The organism is Mycobacterium palustre (assembly GCF_002101785.1).
Taxonomy (GTDB): domain Bacteria; phylum Actinomycetota; class Actinomycetes; order Mycobacteriales; family Mycobacteriaceae; genus Mycobacterium; species Mycobacterium palustre.
Genome location: NZ_LQPJ01000033.1, coordinates 1 through 2,286, shown reverse-complemented (window position 1 = coordinate 2,286; position 2,286 = coordinate 1). Strand labels below are relative to the sequence as shown.

The 2,286-nt window shown below is 65.0% G+C and carries 3 protein-coding genes; 2 read left to right on the top strand and 1 reads right to left on the bottom strand.

Features of this window, described 5'->3' with window-relative positions:
* Positions 1 to 114 (top strand): hypothetical protein (locus AWC19_RS30290; RefSeq protein ID WP_245848675.1); only part of this gene is annotated, 114 nt, incomplete at its 5' end.
* A 974-nt stretch (positions 115 to 1,088) separates the two neighbouring features.
* On the opposite strand, the gene AWC19_RS03110 is transcribed toward AWC19_RS30290, so the two are convergent.
* Positions 1,089 to 2,015, bottom strand: coding sequence for a TIGR03620 family F420-dependent LLM class oxidoreductase (locus tag AWC19_RS03110; protein WP_211284829.1), 927 nt, complete (start codon positions 2,013 to 2,015; stop codon positions 1,089 to 1,091).
* Positions 2,016 to 2,063: 48 nt separating this feature from the next.
* Between AWC19_RS03110 and AWC19_RS03105 the strand changes: the two genes are divergently transcribed.
* The coding region (locus AWC19_RS03105) for a TetR/AcrR family transcriptional regulator (RefSeq protein ID WP_142280937.1) at positions 2,064 to 2,286 on the top strand (223 nt) is incomplete at its 3' end.

Below are 2,286 nucleotides of genomic sequence, written 5' to 3'. Positions count from 1 at the left end.
TTCGATTTGGACGTGGTGGCGGGCAAGCCGCGACCCGGCGACTACCAATACGCGATCAACAACTCGTTCGGCTTCGGTGGCCACAACGTCGCCATGGCCTTCGGCCGTTACTGAGCGGCCTGACCGAGAGTCCCTGCGCCACAACATGATTCGTCACAGTGACGTATTGCGGACGATGGCCGGGGCGAGGGGAGCGGCGGTGGGGTAGGACGCTGACCGCGTTATCGACATCACGCAAGCCTCGATAGCGACGAGTGCCGGGCGCAACTTGCCAACGACGGGTTCGACGCCGTAAACGCACGGCGCCAAAGATCCCGAGTGCGGACAATCGCAGCCGTCTTGGTCGCGAGGCGTAGGTGGAAGGTCGTCGCCGATGTTGTGTCAGTTGAGCAGTCGCAGGAAACACCATGCGCCCCACCGTAATTCGTCACAGTGACGTATCGCCTGTGGCGCGCGGTCCTGGACAGGGGTTAGGCCCGGTCGATCGCCGGCTGCGTTGCCGCTATACCTTGCGAAAGGTTCGTTGGAATCTCCGCCGATCGTCGATGGGCGGCGACCAAGCCGAACGCGCAAGCCGAACGCGCGCGGATGCCGACGCTTGGGCGTTCGGTGAACCTCGAGCCCCAGTGGGGTTACACGTGGACCGCACGCGAGCAGGTCCCTTATCTGAGCAGCAACTCGTCGCCCCGTTTTACCGATAAGCGACATTATGTCAGGTCAACCCACTGCACCACCCGCCTTCTTGCCGGCTACCGCTCCTCCCATCGTTTCGGTTGCCGTGCAGTGCTTTCCGCCTGCACCCACCTCGCCTGAGCGCCCGGCCCAGTCCGCCCCGGCGCCTGTTTCGGAGCGCTCACTGCTGGAGGCGCGGAGTCAGTGCAATAACAGGGATCTCACGCGAAGTCATTGCACGGTGTTGGGACCAGCCGAGAGTCTCGGCGGCAAAACGATCCCTCAGGTCGTGACGTTTCGCGATCGACGACGACTGTCGCGATGGCCGCGAAGCTCTCAGTGCCGACTTCCACAAGAACTTCTGGGTGCGCGACCACCTTGTAATGCCGGGGACCTGTTGGCTAGGAAAATCGCGGTCATCGCGCGGCGCTCCCCGCGGTTTGGAGGTGTGCGTGCGCAGCGTCGAGTGCGGGTGCCAGGCGCTGCAATTGGCGAGTGACTGATGCCAGGTCTCCGAACGCCGAGACCAGGACGTGGTCGGCGCCGGCGTCGAGGTGGTCGATGATGCGTTGCGCGACCTGCTCTGGTGTGCCGGCTGCCGCGACCGTGTCGAAGAACTTGTCAGTTTGGTGGTCGAGGTCATCGTCGGACAGCCCGAACCGTTTCAATCCGGCGCGATAGTGCCCGATCTGGGTGCCGATAGATAACCGCTGCCGGTAGGCGGCCAGCGTTTCTTCGGTCGGGTCGACCAGCACACTTTGTTCGGGAATCAATAGCGGGTGGGGGCCAAGTCGTTGGCGTGCTTCGGCGGTGTGGGCGACGGGCACGAAATAGGGGTGGGCGCCGTCGGCGGCTTCGGCGGCCACGTCGAGCATTTTGGGCCCGACGGCGGCGATGACGGTGGGAAACGGCGGCACCTCCAGCGGGCCCCGCTGGGCTTCGCAACGCATCCGTTGCAGGTACTGGCGCATCGTGGCAAGCGGTGTGCGGTAGTCGGCGCCTACCTGGCCGGCCTGGATCGGATGTCCGATGCCGATCCCGTTGATGAATCGGCCGGGATAGGCCTCGGCCAGCGTGGCGCCGGCGGCCTGGGCGGCCTCGGGGGCGCGCGCCCACACATTGGCGATCCCGGCCCCGGCGGCCAGCCGCTGTGTGGCCGCCAGCCAGATCCCCAACTGCGCGTAGACATCTCGGCCGCCCACGCCTTCGCCCGTCCAAATCGAACCGTAGGTAGTCAGGGCGTCCAGGCGGCGTAACGCATCGCGTTGGGCGGTCGCGGTGTCGCTGAAGTGTTCGGGGCCGCCCAGCCATATCCCGAACGGGCCCAGGGTTTGCCGCGCCATCTGGTTAACTTGAGACATACTCAATTACCATAGTGAGGGTACCTCAACTTGACAACGCCTCGGACTCGCCGGCAGCGTGCCGACGCACAACGCAACTATGCGCGGCTCATCGCCGCCGCCGATGACGCGTTCACCCGTGACGGCATCGGCGCATCCCTGGAGAAAATTGCCAAAACCGCCGGGGTGGCTATCGGAACCGTTTACTCCCACTTCCCCACTCGCGAAGATCTCCTCGCGCACCTGATCGCCGAGCGCATGACCCGGCTCACCG